This window comes from Paracoccus laeviglucosivorans, assembly GCF_900182695.1.
GTDB classification, from domain to species: Bacteria; Pseudomonadota; Alphaproteobacteria; order Rhodobacterales; family Rhodobacteraceae; genus Paracoccus; species Paracoccus laeviglucosivorans.
Genome location: NZ_FXTK01000036.1, coordinates 1 through 15,754, shown reverse-complemented (window position 1 = coordinate 15,754; position 15,754 = coordinate 1). Strand labels below are relative to the sequence as shown.

The window sequence follows — 15,754 nt, the reverse complement described above, 5'->3', positions numbered from 1 at the left end:
AAAGCCGGAACCTAACCAGCCCGCCGCCAGCCCAACAACCGACCAACAAAACCAAACGCGCCGGGAAAACGCAGAAAAAGTAGAAAAAGAATCGCAAACAGCAGCGACAGCGGCTTTGATTCCCAGACCTTCAGCGCCCAAAGCCAATGGACAGCGGCCAGAATCGCTGCTGGATAGATCAGCCGGTGCAGGTGCCGCCAATTCGCCCCCATACGCCGGATCGAATAACGGTTCGAGGTCAGCGCCAAGGCCAACAGCATCAGAATCGCGATCATACCAAAGATCAGATAGGGGCGCTTGACCACATCCTTCAGCATCTGGGGCCAAAGCAGCGCCATATCGAACACCGCCCAAGCCAGCAGGTGGCAGGCAGCATAGGCGAATGTGATCAGTCCCAAAGCCTGGCGAAACCGCATCAGGTTCAGCCGTGCCAGCCGCAGCAGAGGCTTCACGCAAAGCGTCGCGATCAGGAAGTAAAGCGCAGTCCGTCCCAGACGATGTTCGATGTCGCGGACCGGATCGACCCCCAGCCCCCCCATGAACGTATCCCAGATCAGCAACGCCAAAGGAATCGCAGACGCCAGCCAGACGGCCCAGACCGGCAGACGGTGCAGCCTTTGGTTCAGATGCTGGATCATCAATAGAACTTTTTCAGATCCATGCCCGCGTAAAGGCTGGCTACCTGATCGCCGTAACCGTTGAACATCAGGGTTTCCTGCCTGCCGCCGAACAGGCCCGCACCGATGCGCCGTTCCGTCGCCTGCGACCAGCGCGGGTGATCGACCTGCGGGTTCACATTGGCATAGAACCCGTATTCATTGGCCTGCAACATCTGCCAACTGGTCTGGGGTTCCTGATCGGTCAGCGTGATCGAGACGATCGACTTGATCGACTTGAAGCCATATTTCCATGGCACGACCAACCGGATCGGTGCGCCGTTCTGATTGGGCAGCACCTTGCCGTAAAGGCCCGTGGCAAGGATCGCCAACGGATGCATCGCCTCATCCAGACGCAGCCCTTCGCGATATGGCCAGTCGATGATGCGATAGCTTTGCCCCGGCATCTGTTCAGGATCCAGCAAGGTCTGGAATGCGACATATTTCGCGCCGGACTGCACGCCCGCCTTGTTCAGCACGCTGGACAGCGGCACGCCAAGCCAGGGAATGATCATCGACCACGCCTCGACGCAGCGCAGGCGATAGATGCGTTCTTCCAGCGCGCTCTCGGGGACCAGATCTTCGACGCCGTAACTGCCGGGGCGATCGACCATGCCATCGATCCTGACCGACCAAGGCTGAGGTTTCAGGCTACCCGCGTTTTGCGCCGGATCGGTCTTGCCCGTGCCGAATTCATAGAAATTGTTGTAATTCGTGATCTCGTCAAAGCTGTTCGGCTTTTCGTCCGTGGACAGAGCCGAAGGCTTGCCGGTCAGGCCAAAGGCAGGGCCTGCGATCATCGCGGCCCCGGCGGCCAGAAAGACACGGCGGTTCAGGTATTGGGCCTCGGGGGTGACTTCGGACCATTTCAGCTTCATTGGCGGCCTCCTTCACTGGGGTAACAGTGCCAGTTTCCGGGTCCGCCGCCGATGAAATTCTGCGTGAGTGTCAGGTCGTGACGTCAGGCCCCTGGCGACCGGTGAATTCGCGGATCAGTGCGATTTCCTCGGCTGCGGCGATGATCGGGGCCAGCGCTTCCTCGACCAGAAGGTCGTGGCGACTGGCATCGGGCTCATAACGTTCCAGATAGACGCGCAGGGTCGCGCCTTCGGTGCCGGTGCCCGACAGGCGCAGAACGACGCGCGAGCCGCCTGCGAAGTTGATGCGAATGCCCTGACGCGCCGATTGCGAGCCGTCAACCGGGTCCAGATAGGCGAAATCATCCGCAGATTCGACCACCAGCCCGTGGAAGGTCTGGCCCGGCAGGTCGCCCGAAATGTCGCGCAGCCGCTGGATCAGCGCATTGGCGCGTTCGGTCGGGATCGCTTCGTAATCGTGGCGCGAATAATAGTTGCGACCATATTCGGCCCAATGCGCGGTCAGGATCTGCTGCACCGGCTCGATCCGGCGGGCAAGGATGTTCAGCCATAGCAGCACCGCCCAAAGCCCGTCCTTTTCGCGAACATGGTCCGATCCGGTGCCGGCGCTTTCTTCGCCACAGATGGTGACGCGGCCGGCATCCAGCAGATTGCCGAAGAACTTCCAGCCGGTCGGCGTCTCATGCGCCTCGATCCCCAGCTTTTCAGCCACGCGGTCGGCGGCGCGGCTGGTCGGCATCGACCGCGCGATACCGGACAGACCTTTGGCATAGGCAGGTGCCAGATGCGCATTCGCCGCCAGCACGGCCAGACTGTCGGACGGCGTGACATAGATGCCGCGACCCACGATCATGTTGCGGTCGCCGTCGCCATCCGATGCCGCGCCGAAATCCGGCGCATCATCGGCAAACATCGCGTCCATCAGATCCTTGGCCCAGACCGGGTTCGGGTCGGGATGCCCGCCGCCGAAATCGGGCGAGGGGGTGCCGTTCACCACGGTCCCCGCAGGCGCGCCCAGCGTGCCTTCAAGGATCGCCGTGGCATAAGGGCCGGTCACGGCGTGCATGGCATCGAAGCGCATACGGAAACCGCCAGTGAACAAGTTGCGGATCGCGTCGAAATCGAACAGCTCGCCCATCAGCTGGGCGTAATCGGTCACGGGATCGACGATTTCGACCGTCATGTCGCCCAAGACAACCTCGCCCAATTGGGCAAGGTTCACGTCACCGGCTTCAAGGATGGTGTATTCCGTCAGTTCCTGCGTGCGGGCAAAGATCTTGTCGGTGACGGATTCCGGGGCTGGGCCGCCATTGGTGCCGTTGAACTTCATCCCGAAATCTTCGTCGATGCCGCCGGGATTGTGGCTGGCCGACAGGATCACGCCGCCATCCGCGCCGCGCTTGCGGATCAGGTTCGACGCAGCGGGGGTCGAAAGGATACCGCCCTGCCCCACGATCACCCGCATGGCACCCTGCGCCGCAGCCATGCGCAGGATCACCTGCACCGCGCGGTCATTGAAATAGCGCCCGTCGCCACCAAGGATCAGCACCTTGCCCGCTACGCCGCCGATCGCGTCAAACACGGCTTGCGTGAAGTTCTCAAGATAATGCGGCGTCATGAAGATCTTGGTCTTCTTCCGCAATCCCGAGGTGCCGGGCTTCTGCCCTTCGATCGGCTGGGTGGGAACGGTCAGGATGCGGGTCATATCTCGCCTCTGGTTCTGCAAGCGTTTCAACGATCTTGCACGATTCGCCTCGGCTTACCATGCCGCGTATGAACGTGAGGTAAAGACCCGCCGAAATTGAAAAGGGCGGCCCGCATGGGGCCGCCCAAAGGATCAGTGCAAAGGCACCCGAGGGCCGCTTTCCCCGGCATCGCCAAGATGCGCGCTGGTGATGCGGTTGCCCACGACCAGCCCATCGGGGCCTGCGCCGACATGCACGGTCTGGCCGTCCAGCACCTCTCCCGACAGCAGCATCTCGGCCAGCGGGTTCTGCAGGCTGCGCTGGATCACGCGCTTCAGGGGGCGCGCGCCGAACACCGGATCATATCCTTCGTCCGCCAGCCATTTCATCGCGTCCTCGTCCAGATTCAGTGCGATGTTGCGCTGTGCCAGACGATGCTCCAACTGAAAAAGCTGGATCTTCACGATGCCGTCCATATTGTCGCGGGTCAGGCGGTGGAAGATGATGATCTCATCCAGACGGTTCAGGAATTCGGGCCGGAAATGCGCCCGGACCGCATCCATGACCTGACCGCGTGCCTGCGCGCTGTCCGCGCCGTCCGGCAGCGCCGACAAGGCCTGAGCCCCAAGGTTCGAGGTCAGGATGATCAGCGTCTGCTTGAAATCCACCGTCCGGCCCTGACCGTCGGTCAACTGCCCGTCGTCCAGCACCTGCAGCAGCACGTTGAAAACGTCCGGGTGCGCCTTTTCGACCTCATCGAACAGGATCACTTGATAGGGACGCCGCCGCACAGCCTCGGTCAGCGCGCCGCCTTCATCATAGCCGACATAGCCCGGAGGCGCGCCGATCAGACGGGCGACCGAATGCTTCTCCATGTATTCCGACATGTCGATGCGGACCATCGCGCTGTCATCGTCGAACATGTATTCGGCGATGGCCTTGGTCAGTTCGGTCTTGCCGACGCCGGTCGGGCCAAGGAACAGAAAGCTGCCCAGGGGGCGCTTGGGATCGTTCAGGCCCGCCCGCGCGCGGCGCACGGCGTTCGCGACGGCAGTGACCGCCTCGGACTGGCCGATCACGCGCTTGCCCAGCACCTCCTCCATCTTCAGCAGCTTCTCGCGTTCGCCCTCAAGCATCCGGGCGGTGGGAATGCCGGTCCAGCGTTCCACCACTTCGGCGATCTGTTCGGGGCGCACGGCTTCCTCGACCATCGGGCCGTCATCGTTGCCTTCGGACTCGGCCAGCTTCTTTTCGATGCCGGGGATGATGCCATAGGACAGCTCACCCGCGCGGGCCAGATTGCCTTCGCGCTTGGCCTGATCCAGTTCGGCGCGGGCGCGGTCCAGCTGCTCCTTCAGCACGCGCGAGCCTTCCAGCTTGTCGCGTTCGGCCTGCCAGCGCGCCGTCATCGTGGACGAACGCTCCTGCAGTTCCGAAAGCTGCTTTTCCAGCTTTTCCAGCCGGTCCTTGCTGGCGGCGTCATCTTCCTTTTTCAGCGCCTCGGCCTCGATCTGCATTTGCAGGATCTGGCGGTCCAGCGCGTCCAGTTCCTCGGGCTTGCTATCGACTTCCATGCGCAACCGGCTGGCCGCCTCATCGACAAGGTCGATGGCCTTGTCGGGCAGGAAACGGTCGGTGATGTAGCGTTCCGAAAGCTGCGCTGCCGCCACCAGCGCGGCATCGCTGATGCGGACGCCATGGTGCAGTTCGTATTTCTCCTTGATGCCGCGCAGGATGCTGATCGTATCCTCGACCGTAGGTTCCGCCACCAGCACGGGCTGGAAGCGGCGGGCAAGGGCTGCATCCTTTTCGATATACTTGCGATATTCGTCCAGCGTGGTGGCACCGACGCAATGCAATTCGCCCCGCGCCAAGGCGGGCTTGATCAGGTTCGCGGCATCCATCGCACCATCGGTCTTGCCCGCCCCGACCAGAACGTGAAGTTCGTCGATGAACAGGATGATCTCGCCGGCGGCGGTCTCGATTTCCTTCAGGATGGCCTTCAGGCGTTCCTCGAACTCGCCACGATATTTCGCCCCGGCGATCAGCGCGCCCATGTCCAGCGCCCAAAGCTGCTTGTTGCGCAGGGATTCCGGCACGTCGCCGTCGATGATGCGCAGCGCCAGACCCTCGGCGATGGCCGTCTTGCCGACGCCCGGTTCACCGATCAGGACGGGGTTGTTCTTGGTGCGGCGTGACAGGACCTGCATAGCGCGGCGGATTTCCTCGTCCCGGCCGATGATCGGGTCGATCTTGCCGTCGGCGGCAGCCTCGGTCAGGTTGCGGGCGTATTTCGACAGCGCCTCATAGCTGTCTTCGGCGCTGGCGGTGTCGGCGGTGCGGCCCTTGCGGACATCGTTGATCGCGCCGTTCAGCGATTGCGCGGAAACCTTGCCCGCAGCCAGCGCATCGCGGGCATTGGTGTTGACCACGGCAAGCGCGGTCAGCACGCGCTCGGCCGGAACGAAGCTGTCGCCGGCCTTTTTGGCCAGCTTCTCGGCCTCATCCAGCACGCGAACCATGCTGGGGTCGACATAGACCTGCCCCTGCCCGCCGCTGACTTTCGGCTGCTTGGCCACCGCCTCGTCTGCGGCGCGGCGCACGGCTTGCGCATCGCCCCCGGCGCGCGCGATCAGATTGCTGGCAAAGCCCTGGTCGTCATCCATCAGCGCCTTCAGCAGGTGTTCTGGCATCACGCGCTGGTTTTCTTCGCGGATCGCAATGGTCTGGGCGGCTTGCAGAAAGCCACGCGATCTTTCGGTGAACTTTTCCATATCCATGCAGAAATTCCTTTCGTGGCAACCCGCTATGGAACGCCCTGATGCGGCACGCTCCGGTTCGGGTCCTGCCTGTCAGATGGGCAGGAACAAACGGGGTTTCAAGGCGGGCGGTTCCCCCCTATAACCGCGCCGTTTGTCGCAGGCCAAAGGTGCAATATGGATGACCGTCTGATCGTGGCGCTGGATGTGCCGAATGCCTTGGCCGGATTGCAACTGGCCGAACAGATCGGTGACGCTGCCAGCTTTTACAAGATCGGGCTGGGGATGCTGACCGGCGGCGGCCTGGCCCTGGCCAATGAGCTGAAGCAGGAGCACGGCAAGCGCATCTTTCTGGACATGAAATTCTTCGACATCGGCGCCACGGTCGAGGCGGCGGTCAAAGGCATCGCGCAATACGATCTGGATTTCCTGACCGTCCATGGCGACCCGCATGTGGTGCGTGCCGCCAAGCAGGGCGCCGCGGGGTCGAACCTGAAGATTCTGGCAGTCACCATCCTGACCTCGCTGGACCGCGCCGATCTGGATGCCGGGCTGATGCGTCAGGGCGATCTGGCCGAGATCGTGCAGCTTCGCGCCGCCCGCGCATTCGAGGCCGGGGCCGATGGTGTCATCGCCAGCCCGCGCGAAGCCGCGCTGATCCGCGCCCTGCCGGAATCGCAGGGTCGGCTGATCGTGACCCCCGGCGTGCGCCCGGCGGGCAGCGATGCGGGCGACCAGAAGCGGATCGAGACACCCGCCACCGCCATCGCCAACGGCGCTGACCACATCGTCGTAGGCCGCCCGATCTGGAAGGCAGCGGACCCCCGCGCCGCCGCGCAGGCGATCATCGCGGAACTGCCCTGACCGATTGACGCCCCGCGCCCGCCGTCGCAGGTTCCGAGTGAACGGGGGCAAGGGGGCGACGACATGACCATCAGGCCACATGGCGTCCAGCAGCAGGCGCATAACGATCTGGTGCTGGTCTTTTTGTCGGTGCGCCGTGCGATCGGCGCTCTGGGATACTTCCTGCCCGTGGCGCTGGCGGTCTATGGCTTTGCCTCGGGCGGCATCCTGCCCAGCATGTCAGCCTATTACTACACCCCCATGCGCGATGTCTTTGTGGGCTGCCTGATGGCGCAGGCAGTGTTTCTTTGGAGTTACGAGGGCTACCGCGAACCCCATCGCCTGCTGACCGACCGGCTGGTGTCGCGCGTGGCCTCGGTCGCGGTGGCGCTGGTAGCGCTGGCCCCCACTACGCGGATCGAGAAACCGGATGCGGGACTGCCCGAACCCGCCTGCACGCTGCTGCAATGCGTGCTGGGCGACGGGCCCGCATCCTTCGTGCACCTGGCGGCGGCGGGCGTGTTCTTTGCGGCGCTGGCAGTCTATTGTCTTGTGCTATTCGTCCGGGGCGGGCGCGACACGCCGGAAAAGCGCATGGCGCAGCGCATCTATCGTATCTGCGGCTGGACCATCGTGGCCAGCGTCAGCCTGATCGGGCTGCTGTTCGCCACCGGACTGGACCACAGGCTGGTCGGATTGCGTCCTGTTTTCTGGCTGGAAACGCTGGCCTGTTTCGCCTTTGCGACAAGTTGGGCGATCAAGGGCAATGCGCTGCGCCCCGTCGTCCGCGCCATGGCCGTCCGCCGCTTTTAAAGCATCTGCGGCACGCGCTGGCGGAAATGCGGCACGGCGCGGGGATGGGCAATGAACTCGGCAATCGGCATCATGCGCCATTCCTGCCCTTCGTCGCCAAAGCGGATCGCGGCGATGTCTGCTTGGGTGATCGGGGCGTGAAACATCCACGCCTCGCCCCCCGGCGGCGTGACCGAGGGAAACGCGCGACCCCGCAAAAGCTGCGGTGCAAGCGTCAGGCCGAATTCCTCATGCAGCTCGCGCAGGGCGCATTGGGTGGGGCTTTCGCCCGGCTCGGCCCCGCCGCCGGGCAGATCCCAATGCGCAGGCCACGGGATCCAGTCGAAATCGTCGCGCAGGCAGGTCAGCAGGCTGCCTGCGCAGGTCAGGACCAGTTTCGCGCCGATCAGCTTCACTTATGGTCGTTGATGTCGCGGGTCCAGATGCGCACATCGCCCCGACTGGTGCCAAAAATGCGGCGCAGCAGCAGCCAGATCACGCCGGACAGCGCTGCCGTCGCCACCAGCGTCAGCGGCAGGCCCGCGCCCCAAAGCCCCGACAGGATCGCAAGCCCCATGACGCCCACGGCCAGCGCGATGCCCAGAAAAATCCAGCCGGGCAGCAGGATCTCAAGCCCGCCCAGCACAAGGGCCGCGACGATCCACAGCCAGCCGTTCATCACGGCTTCGGCCCGCGAAACAGCTTGAAGGCATCGCCCATCGCCTCAACAGCCGAGGCGGGCAGAACGATCGTCTGTTTACCCTGCCCCTTGCCGACATCGGCCAGAACCTCGACCTGCTTCATCGCGATCTGATATTGCGCCGCCTCGATCCCGCCTTCGCGGATGGCCCCGGCGATGGCGCTGGTGGCGAAAGCCTCGGCCTCGGCCAGCACGCGTTTGGCTTTCGCAAGCTGTTCGGCGGCGTAAAGTTCGCCATCCGCTGCCAGTTCGACCGCGCGGCGCTTGCCCTCGGCCTCGGTCACCTGGGCGCGGCGGGCGCGTTCGGCGTTCAGCTGCTGCAACATCGCGGCGCGGGTCGCATCGTCCAGATTCACGTCCAGAATCTCGGCCCGCGTCACTTCGATGCCCCAGTCGTCCACGACATTGGCCAGCGAGTCGCGAATGCGGTCGATCAGGCTGGAGCGGTTCGATTGCACCTGATCCAGTTCCATCGTGCCGATTTCGGAACGCACGATGCCCGCCACCGTGGTCGCGATGGCGGCGTCGATGTCGCGGATGCGGTAGACGGTCTTTTCCGGTTCGATGATGCGATAGAACACGCTGGTTTCGACCTGCACCAGCACGTTGTCCGCCGTGATCGCGTCCTGACGGTTGGTCGGCAGCTGCCGTTCCAGAATGGAAATCTTATGCGCCACGCGGTCCAGAAACGGCACGGTGAAATTGATCCCGGGCCCCAGCACGGAACGCAGGCGGCCAAAGCGTTCGACCACGAATTTTTCCGATTGCGGCACGATCCGCACCGCCGAGGTGACGGCAAGGAAAATGACGATGGCAAGAACGATCAGCGCGATGTTCTGGCTGAAAAGATCGACAAGCTCGGGCGGCATCGGGACGTTCCTTCTGTTCGGCCTTTATTCGGCAGCGATGGCCGGGTCGCAGGCATCCGGGCGCAGCCGCGCCAACCTTTCGATGATATTGGTAAAACGGGCCGAGAACAGGTCGAAATCGGCGCGCGGTTCGATCTGACGCTCATCCATGTAAAGCGAGCGGTCCATCTCAAGCTGGATGACGTGGATATTGTTGCGCGGCTTGCCATAGGTCGCCGCGATATAGGCGCCCGCAAATGGCGAATTGCGCCGCAGCCGGAACCCTTCGGCGGTCACGGCTTCGGCCACGCCGGCGCTGATGCGCGGCGATGCCGAAACTCCGTTGCGGTCGCCCAATACGAAATCGGGGCGCGGACGCGGCAGATGGGCCAGAGCGTCGCGCGGCATGGAATGCATATCGATCAGCACCGCCCCGCCGAATCGCGCCACCGATTCGTCCAGCAGCGCCGACAGCGCCTGATGATAGGGATGCCAAAGTTGCATGATCCGCAGATCGGCCTTTTCGCGGGGGATGGGCCGGTCGTGAATGGCGCGGCCCTGCGACACGACACGCGGAATCACGCCCAGACCCGCCATGATCCGCGGATTCATCATGCGGGGAATCGCGCCTGACACGACCAGCGGGTCCATCTCGTCAGGGCTGCGGTTCAGGTCCACCATGCTGCGCGGCACGCGCGACGTCAGCACAACGGCACCAAAATCCAGCGCAGGCTGGATCAGCCGATCCACAAACGCATCTTCGGAGGATCGCAGATTTTGTGTGTCCAGCCGTGATTCGGCCAAGAACCAGTCGGGATAGCAGCGGCCCGAATGCGGCGAGGCGATGATGACCCCGCCCAGCCAGTTCTGGGGTCGTTTCAGGTCGAAAGTGCCGTCTTCTAGACTCATAACCGGGATTCCCTTGGGGGACACAGTTAAGCTGGGCAATATTTGCCGGGCATGAACAAGGTTGTTATAGCGAAACTTCACTTGACGCCAAGTGTGCTTGAAAGAGGGCTTGAAACCCTTTGCGCCCCTCTATATAGAACCGCGGACCAAGGCGAGATGGACGCAACAGCGAACGGCTCACCTGATCATGTGGGCGGTTAGCTCAGCGGTAGAGCACTACGTTGACATCGTAGTGGCCACTGGTTCGATCCCAGTACCGCCCACCATCTATTCGCCGCCCCCGGCCTTTTGACCGGGGGTATTTCAATTCCAAGGCGCGACCTAGCGATGCGCCGCGATAGGAGAAGACCGATGAAGGTTCGCAATTCGCTCCGCTCGCTCAAGAGCCGTCACCGCGATTGCCAGGTTGTGCGCCGTAAGGGCCGCATCTACATCATCAACAAGACCAACCCGCGCTTCAAAGCCCGTCAAGGCTGATCCGCGGGCCTTGTTGGCCCAAGAATTGAGAACGCCCGCAGCGCATGTCGCAGCGGGCGTTTTTCGTTGTCGCGGCAAAGACCCTGCCCGGTTCAGAACCGGGACATGATCAAACCGCCGCCCACCATCAGCGCAGCAAGAATGCGCGGCAGCGAAATATCCCGCACCGGCAGGCCGAAGGCTCCGATCCGGTCCAGCAGAATCGCTGCCAGGATCTGGCCAAGCGCCAGAGCACAAAGCGCCGTCAGCGCCCCAAGACGCGGCAGCGACCAAACGATGGTCCACACATAGAATGCGCCCAGAATACCACCCGCCAGCATCCACCAATCGGCGCTGAAGGCGCGGGTAAAGCTGCGCCCCTGCCCCATTGCCGTCGCGGCGACGCCCAGAATCGCGAATCCGACCCCGAACGAGATTGCCGCAGCCGCCAGCGGGCTTGCGACATGACGGGCAAGGGCTGCGTTGATGGGGGCCTGAACGGCGATGCAAACGCCGCCGATGACGACGCCAAGCGCCGCCACGATCACATAGGTCATACGATGTTCCTTTGTCTTACCGGGGCCGCAACAGCACATCCGACAGCAGGCTGCTGACCGTCTGCTGCGATACATAGCCCGTGACGCGCAGATTATGCGCGGCCTGATAGCGGCGCAACGCCTGCCGCGTTTCTTCGGTAAAGCGCCCATCCACCGGACCCGGAGACATGTTGGCGCGTGCCAGCCGCTCTTCGATCAGGCGCCGTACGGGCAGTTCAAGGTTCAGCGCCGCTTCCTCGCGGCGCGCGGCCTCGGTCCCGGCTTGCAGACTGTCGCGGCGCTGGCGGGCCTCGATCGCGTGATTGCCGCGCGGATAACGCTCAAGATAGGTGTTGTAGGCTGCCGCCGTATCCTGCCTGCGCGCCCAACGCCATGTTGCCGCATCGCCGCGCGCGATGGGATCAAGGATCGGCGGGCTGACGGGCGGCGCAGTCAATTGGCGGCGCGCTTCGGCGGCATAGCGGCCATTCGGATAGCGTTGCAGATAGGCGCGCAGACCGGCCGCATCGCCATGAGCGCCCGTTTTGACCCAGTAATCGCGGTCGCGATTGCCATTGTCGCCATCCAGATAGGCGATTTCATTCTGCAAGGCACGCAGCTGCGACAGGTTCAGATACCCGTTGGAGACAAAGCGGTGATTGCCCTGCCAGACTTTCAGCGCGGCACGGGTGCGGGCGCCGAAATCGCCGTCCGGCTCTCCGGGTGTATAACCCAGACGCGACAGGCCGCGCTGAACCGACTGGCGCGCGGCCCGGTCCAGCTTCAGCGCGGATTCGATCTGCTGTGGCGTTTCGGGCTTGGGCGGCAGGACAGGCGGTTTCGGCGGCGTAGGACGGTTGGCCTGCCGCAACTCTGCCAGCCGCTTATGGGCGGATGCCGCATATTCGCCGTTCGGGAACCGTTGCAGATACCCCTCATACGCCGCAGCTCGGTTCGACGCGGCAGCGTTGGCCCAAGCATTCCTGTCCGCCATGATCGCGGCATTGCGATCCTGCAATTGCTGGCGACGTTCGCGCGCGGCCTCGGAATAAAGCCCGGAAGGATAGCGCTGCAGGTAACGCAGATAACTTTCCGGCGTATCGCCCCGCGCGGCTTCGGCCCATGCGGTGCGATCGGCTTCGGCAGGGTTCGGGGCCGGAGGCGCGGGCTTGACGGGCGCTTTCGTCGGAACCGGGATCAGCGCACCATTGCCCCCCGTCAGCAATCGCAGATCCGGGTCGGCAGCGACTGCCTGCGCCACGGAACGTCCCGCACCCAGTTCGCGCAGCGCCAATGCCGTGGTTTCGGGCGAGCCGGTGATGACCGACACGCCTTTTATCGCCGCGATGTCACCGATGCCGCTTTCCAGCCCCGGCTGATGCGGCATCGTCTGGGCATCCGTTCCCAGCAGCAGCACCGCACCCGGCTGAGCATCTGTCATCAGCTGCAGGATCAGTGACAACGGGATGCCCTGACTGCCCGCACCGAACGGATCGGGGCGATCAGCGTCGGTTCCCAGAAACCACGTATCGCCCGCCCCGCTGACGAACCGCCCACTTAGCCAGACAATCCGCACACCCGGCGCGTCATCCGTGCGCGCCAGCAGATCCATCGTGCGGCGCATGTCCTCGGTGTTCTGGTTGATGCCCGACGCAGTGGTAAAACCTGCATCCTGCATGGCCTGCATCAGCTTTTCGGTATCCGCTCCGGCCAGATCGGGCGCATTGGCATAATCGGCATTCCCGACGACCAGGGCCCGGTTTTCCGCCGAAGCTGCGCCCGCAGCAAAAAGGGCAGCCAGCAGCAACAAGCTAAAACGCATCGACGAACTCCAAAACCAGAAAACGGTCCGATCCCTGTGACAGCAGCGCCGATGGGCATCTGGCGCAACCTGTTCGATTCGGCCGCGAAGTTTTGATGCACTTAGCATAGAACTGGCCCAGCTGCCTGCATCCTGTGCCGAAGTTTCCAGCATCAGGACGCCCATGTCCATGTGCCAAAGCAGCCGCTATCGGACGCGATCCAGCACGCCCCGGATGCGCATGTTCGTCCGCCCGCAGGGGCTTTGGCCGGGAATGGCCGCCGACATATCGCCGGTCGCAAAACGCACCAGCGGATAGTCGGGATTCAGGGTTGTAACCAGAACCTCGCCCATCTCGCCATCGGGAAGTGGTTCGCCCGATCCGGGGCGGACGATTTCCACGATCACGCGCTCATCGACCACCATCTCCTCGGCGGAGGGTGTCTCATAGGCGATCAGCCCAAGATCGGCGGTGGCATAGCATTGCGTCACCGCAATGCCGCGATCGGCATATTCCCGACGCAGATCGGCAGTCAGCCCCTGCCCCATCATCAGCGCAGGGGTCAACGACAGCGGCTGGGCCATTTCATCGGCTTTTTGCATGATCGCACGCAGAAAATCCGGCGGCCCGGCATAAACGGTGCTGCCAATGTCCGAACAGGCGCGGACCTGCAATTCGGGCGCACTGTCGCCGGCAGGAACGACAGCCGAATCCACCGCCCGAGCAGCACTTTCGAACATCATCCCTTCGGGCGACAGGTGATAGCGAAAGCAGTTCTGGACAATATCGCCCGGCCCCCGCCGCGAACAAAAAGCGCCCCAGCCGCCACCAGTCCGCACCGCGCCGCCCAGCCGCATAAACCGGACCCGCGCCTTGAAAGATATTCTCGAATTCATGCGGGCGGCGGGTGGTCATACCGCCGAAAGGCAGCGACTTCGCCTGCGCCTCGGCCAGATCGGATTTGCGCGATACGGGCAGTCCGGCAAGCTCGGCGCGGGTGGTGATGCGGTCCGGCTGGATGTCATGCAACAGGCGGGCCAGCGCGGGAGCGGTCTTTGCGCGCATTATGGCCTCGGGCAATTCGCGTTTCAGCCATTGCGCACGTGCATCCGCATCGCGGGTTTCCAGTTCGTCGTAATATGCCATGGCCTTGCCTTTCGGCCGAAACGATCAGCGGACCAACGCTTCTTGCGTGATTTGGATCACGCGGCCCGGCGGCTTATTCGCATGGCCCTGCCGAAAGCCGCGCATGGATCAGGCTTGCAGCATTCACGCATCGGGCTATCTTGCCGGCCAACAGGGGCAAGCCCCCAGCCGGAGGAAACCCATGCCCACGATCTATATCCTGAATGGCCCGAACCTGAACTTGCTGGGTCAGCGCCAGCCCGAAATCTATGGCAGCACCACTTTGGCCGATATTGAACGCGCCTGCATCGAACTGGGCGCGGATCTGGGCATGGACATCCGGTTTTTCCAGTCGAACCATGAAGGCGTGATCGTGGATACGATCCACGAAGCGCGGCTGCAGGCGAATGCCATCATCATCAATCCGGGCGCGCTGACCCATACCTCGGTTGCCATTCTGGACGCACTGAACACGTTCGACGCGCCCGTGATTGAGGTGCATATCTCAAACATTCACAAACGCGAGAGCTTTCGCCACCATTCCTATGTCAGCCTGCGGGCCGAAGGGGTGATCGCCGGTCTGGGCACGAATGGTTACTTGCTGGCCTTGCGGCATCTGGCACCGCTGGTTGGCGCGGCGCGCTAGGGACTTTTCGATGGACAAAGGCGCCCGCCGGACTTGGTGGCGGGCGCCACTGCGTCATTCGGGGGTATAATCCCCTGAAATATCTGTCTGAAATCCCTCGTTAACCGAAAACCATTTACCTTGTTTAAAAGGTCTTCGCGTCGGAACCGGGATACTCGCCCGTCGCCGGGCGTTTCAGGATCCGGGTTCCGACAGGACCATCATGACTGATTCATGTGATGATCCTGTGATCACGGTATGAGTCGGACGTGAAAAAACCAGCGGTAATGTGGGAATTGCCTGCTTCAGGCCCAAAGCCCGCGTTGCGAAAGCACGCTGCCCAACGCTTCGGCATCCGTAAAGTGTATCGCGTCGATTCCCAGTGCAAGCGCGCCTTCGACATTGGCACGGCTGTCATCGATAAAGATGCAGTCGCTGGCGCTTAGGCCGTTGCGATCCAGCAGCAAGCGATAGATCTCGGGTTGCGGCTTGAGCATGGAGACCTGACCCGAGACGACAATGTCGCGAAACACTTCGGTCAGGCGAGGATAAGTGTCGATCGCGGCAGGCCAGGTTTCGGCAGCCCAGTTGGTGATGGCGTAAAGCGGCACGCCTTGTTCGCGCAGTCCTTCGACGATTTCCCAGCTGCCGGGCACGGGCTTTTCGATGGTCAGGTGAAATGCGGCCAGATACCCTTCCAGCGGATCGGCCAAAGCGCCATGCCGGGCACGCGCTACGTCCAGACCTTCGGCAAAACGTCGCCCGCCATCCTGCAGACGGTTCCAGCCGTCAAAGTCGATCTGCCGCATCCATTCTTCGGCCTGATCGCGGGTGTCGAAATTGTCGGCAAAGGCCAGCGCCGCATCCCATTGGATCAGCACCGCGCCCAGATCGAAGATCACGTTTTTCGTCATGCCCGCATCTTTTTCGGTGAAACTATCGCCCCCCGCCCAAGGCAGGGGGCGGATTTGTTTAACGCATATCCTCGTCCATGAGGCCCTGCGGGAAGTTCTGATAGCTGACGGGTCGCAGGAAGCGGCGGATGGACATGGTGCCGACCGAGGTCGCGCCGAAATTGGTCGAGGCGGGGTATGGGCCGCCATGGACCATCGCGTCGCTGACCTCGACGCCGGTCGGGAA

The 15,754-nt window shown here is 63.0% G+C and carries 15 protein-coding genes, 1 tRNA gene and 2 pseudogenes; 5 read left to right on the top strand and 13 right to left on the bottom strand.

Annotated features, from left to right (window positions below):
• Window positions 1-11: 11 nt before the first annotated feature.
• From FN835_RS19850 to clpB, 4 genes are all read right to left on the bottom strand, one after another.
• Window positions 12-638, bottom strand: a complete 627-nt coding sequence (locus FN835_RS19850) for a protein-methionine-sulfoxide reductase heme-binding subunit MsrQ (RefSeq protein ID WP_142664975.1) — start codon at window positions 636-638, stop codon at window positions 12-14.
• The gene (gene msrP / locus FN835_RS19845; RefSeq protein WP_142664974.1) at window positions 638-1,534 is read right to left on the bottom strand and encodes a protein-methionine-sulfoxide reductase catalytic subunit MsrP; all 897 of its coding nucleotides are present in this window, start codon (window positions 1,532-1,534) and stop codon (window positions 638-640) included. The genes FN835_RS19850 and msrP overlap by 1 nt, the downstream gene beginning before the upstream one ends.
• A 70-nt stretch (window positions 1,535-1,604) precedes the next feature.
• Window positions 1,605-3,239: an alpha-D-glucose phosphate-specific phosphoglucomutase gene (locus FN835_RS19840; protein ID WP_142664973.1), complete on the bottom strand. Its 1,635-nt coding sequence runs from the start codon at window positions 3,237-3,239 to the stop codon at window positions 1,605-1,607.
• A 132-nt stretch (window positions 3,240-3,371) separates the two neighbouring features.
• Window positions 3,372-5,999, bottom strand: coding sequence for an ATP-dependent chaperone ClpB (clpB, locus tag FN835_RS19835; RefSeq protein WP_142664972.1), 2,628 nt, complete (start codon window positions 5,997-5,999; stop codon window positions 3,372-3,374).
• A gap of 156 nt (window positions 6,000-6,155) precedes the next feature.
• Here clpB and pyrF point away from each other — a divergent pair, with 156 nt between their 5' ends.
• Window positions 6,156-6,842, top strand: coding sequence for an orotidine-5'-phosphate decarboxylase (gene pyrF, locus FN835_RS19830; RefSeq protein ID WP_142664971.1), 687 nt, complete (start codon window positions 6,156-6,158; stop codon window positions 6,840-6,842).
• A 63-nt stretch (window positions 6,843-6,905) separates the two neighbouring features.
• A complete protein-coding gene (locus FN835_RS19825; protein ID WP_142664970.1) occupies window positions 6,906-7,634 on the top strand; it encodes a hypothetical protein in 729 nt (242 codons plus the stop codon).
• Here the strand turns inward: FN835_RS19825 and FN835_RS19820 are convergent.
• Genes FN835_RS19820 through FN835_RS19805 form a run of 4 tightly spaced genes read right to left on the bottom strand, consistent with a single transcriptional unit; the run spans window position 7,631 to window position 10,070 of the window.
• On the bottom strand, window positions 7,631-8,029 hold the full coding sequence (locus FN835_RS19820) for an NUDIX hydrolase (RefSeq protein WP_142664969.1): 399 nt from the start codon (window positions 8,027-8,029) through the stop codon (window positions 7,631-7,633). The genes FN835_RS19825 and FN835_RS19820 overlap by 4 nt on opposite strands.
• Window positions 8,026-8,292, bottom strand: a complete 267-nt coding sequence (locus FN835_RS19815; RefSeq protein ID WP_142664968.1) for an NfeD family protein — start codon at window positions 8,290-8,292, stop codon at window positions 8,026-8,028. The genes FN835_RS19820 and FN835_RS19815 overlap by 4 nt, the downstream gene beginning before the upstream one ends.
• Window positions 8,292-9,182, bottom strand: coding sequence for an SPFH domain-containing protein (locus FN835_RS19810; RefSeq protein ID WP_142664967.1), 891 nt, complete (start codon window positions 9,180-9,182; stop codon window positions 8,292-8,294). Before FN835_RS19810 ends, FN835_RS19815 begins: the two co-directional genes overlap by 1 nt.
• A gap of 24 nt (window positions 9,183-9,206) precedes the next feature.
• Window positions 9,207-10,070: an N-formylglutamate amidohydrolase gene (locus FN835_RS19805; protein ID WP_142664966.1), complete on the bottom strand. Its 864-nt coding sequence runs from the start codon at window positions 10,068-10,070 to the stop codon at window positions 9,207-9,209.
• 191 nt (window positions 10,071-10,261) lie between these two features.
• On the opposite strand from FN835_RS19805, the gene FN835_RS19800 reads away from it, so the two are divergent.
• Together FN835_RS19800 and ykgO are read left to right on the top strand one after the other, a co-directional pair.
• Window positions 10,262-10,336: transfer RNA gene (locus FN835_RS19800), tRNA-Val, on the top strand.
• A gap of 85 nt (window positions 10,337-10,421) precedes the next feature.
• Window positions 10,422-10,547 (top strand): type B 50S ribosomal protein L36, encoded by a 126-nt coding sequence (gene ykgO / locus FN835_RS19795; protein WP_024842876.1) that lies wholly within the window; start codon window positions 10,422-10,424, stop codon window positions 10,545-10,547.
• Window positions 10,548-10,639: 92 nt separating this feature from the next.
• Here the strand turns inward: ykgO and FN835_RS19790 are convergent, their stop codons facing one another.
• From FN835_RS19790 to FN835_RS21930, 3 genes and pseudogenes are all read right to left on the bottom strand, one after another.
• Complete coding sequence (locus FN835_RS19790; protein WP_142664965.1) at window positions 10,640-11,083, bottom strand: DMT family transporter; 444 nt, start codon at window positions 11,081-11,083, stop codon at window positions 10,640-10,642.
• 16 nt (window positions 11,084-11,099) lie between these two features.
• Entirely contained in the window at window positions 11,100-12,884 is a 1,785-nt protein-coding gene (locus FN835_RS19785) for a peptidoglycan-binding protein (RefSeq protein WP_185958766.1), read from the bottom strand.
• Window positions 12,885-12,944: 60 nt separating this feature from the next.
• Window positions 12,945-14,010, bottom strand: a pseudogene (locus FN835_RS21930) (phenylacetate--CoA ligase family protein); the annotation flags it as partial.
• Window positions 14,011-14,191: 181 nt separating this feature from the next.
• On the opposite strand from FN835_RS21930, the gene aroQ reads away from it, so the two are divergent.
• The gene (gene aroQ, locus FN835_RS19775; RefSeq protein WP_142664963.1) at window positions 14,192-14,635 is read left to right on the top strand and encodes a type II 3-dehydroquinate dehydratase; all 444 of its coding nucleotides are present in this window, start codon (window positions 14,192-14,194) and stop codon (window positions 14,633-14,635) included.
• A gap of 284 nt (window positions 14,636-14,919) precedes the next feature.
• Here the strand turns inward: aroQ and FN835_RS19770 are convergent, their stop codons facing one another.
• Entirely contained in the window at window positions 14,920-15,528 is a 609-nt protein-coding gene (locus FN835_RS19770; protein ID WP_142664962.1) for an HAD family hydrolase, read from the bottom strand.
• Between the two features lie 58 nt (window positions 15,529-15,586).
• Window positions 15,587-15,754 (bottom strand): annotated as a pseudogene (locus tag FN835_RS21710) (aldehyde dehydrogenase (NADP(+))); the annotation flags it as partial.

What these genes read in the sequence shown, in the direction of transcription:
- FN835_RS19805 (WP_142664966.1), bottom strand. Translation starts at nt 10,070, where the DNA reads ATGAGTCTAGAAGACGGCACTTTCGACCTGAAACGACCCCAGAACTGG.
- FN835_RS19825 (WP_142664970.1), top strand. Translation starts at nt 6,906, where the DNA reads ATGACCATCAGGCCACATGGCGTCCAGCAGCAGGCGCATAACGATCTG.
- FN835_RS19785 (WP_185958766.1), bottom strand. Translation starts at nt 12,884, where the DNA reads ATGCGTTTTAGCTTGTTGCTGCTGGCTGCCCTTTTTGCTGCGGGCGCA.
- FN835_RS19790 (WP_142664965.1), bottom strand. Translation starts at nt 11,083, where the DNA reads ATGACCTATGTGATCGTGGCGGCGCTTGGCGTCGTCATCGGCGGCGTT.
- aroQ (WP_142664963.1), top strand. Translation starts at nt 14,192, where the DNA reads ATGCCCACGATCTATATCCTGAATGGCCCGAACCTGAACTTGCTGGGT.
- FN835_RS19815 (WP_142664968.1), bottom strand. Translation starts at nt 8,292, where the DNA reads ATGAACGGCTGGCTGTGGATCGTCGCGGCCCTTGTGCTGGGCGGGCTT.
- FN835_RS19850 (WP_142664975.1), bottom strand. Translation starts at nt 638, where the DNA reads ATGATCCAGCATCTGAACCAAAGGCTGCACCGTCTGCCGGTCTGGGCC.
- FN835_RS19840 (WP_142664973.1), bottom strand. Translation starts at nt 3,239, where the DNA reads ATGACCCGCATCCTGACCGTTCCCACCCAGCCGATCGAAGGGCAGAAG.
- FN835_RS19770 (WP_142664962.1), bottom strand. Translation starts at nt 15,528, where the DNA reads ATGACGAAAAACGTGATCTTCGATCTGGGCGCGGTGCTGATCCAATGG.
- ykgO (WP_024842876.1), top strand. Translation starts at nt 10,422, where the DNA reads ATGAAGGTTCGCAATTCGCTCCGCTCGCTCAAGAGCCGTCACCGCGAT.
- pyrF (WP_142664971.1), top strand. Translation starts at nt 6,156, where the DNA reads ATGGATGACCGTCTGATCGTGGCGCTGGATGTGCCGAATGCCTTGGCC.
- msrP (WP_142664974.1), bottom strand. Translation starts at nt 1,534, where the DNA reads ATGAAGCTGAAATGGTCCGAAGTCACCCCCGAGGCCCAATACCTGAAC.
- FN835_RS19810 (WP_142664967.1), bottom strand. Translation starts at nt 9,182, where the DNA reads ATGCCGCCCGAGCTTGTCGATCTTTTCAGCCAGAACATCGCGCTGATC.
- clpB (WP_142664972.1), bottom strand. Translation starts at nt 5,999, where the DNA reads ATGGATATGGAAAAGTTCACCGAAAGATCGCGTGGCTTTCTGCAAGCC.